1 rRNA gene is annotated in these 255 nt (G+C 57.3%); it reads left to right on the top strand.

Features of this window, described 5'->3' with window-relative positions:
• Positions 1-255 (top strand): 23S ribosomal RNA (locus F3J41_RS23250); the annotation flags it as partial.

Below are 255 nucleotides of genomic sequence, written 5' to 3'. Positions count from 1 at the left end.
ACCGAGATTCCCCCAGTAGCGGCGAGCGAACGGGGAGCAGCCCAGGACCTGAATCAGCTTGTGCATCAGTGGAAGCGTCTGGAAAGTCGCGCGATACCGGGTGACAGCCCCGTACACGAAGATGCATAAGTTGTGAGTCCGACGAGTAGGGCGGGACACGTGGTATCCTGTCTGAACATGGGGGGACCATCCTCCAAGGCTAAATACTCCTGACTGACCGATAGTGAACCAGTACCGTGAGGGAAAGGCGAAAAG

Source organism: Pantoea sp. Ap-870 (assembly GCF_011752515.1).
In the GTDB taxonomy this organism is placed as follows: Bacteria; Pseudomonadota; Gammaproteobacteria; order Enterobacterales; family Enterobacteriaceae; genus Pantoea; species Pantoea dispersa.
The sequence above is the reverse complement of the archived record's forward strand: the minus strand, read 5'-3'. Positions and strand labels throughout refer to the sequence as shown.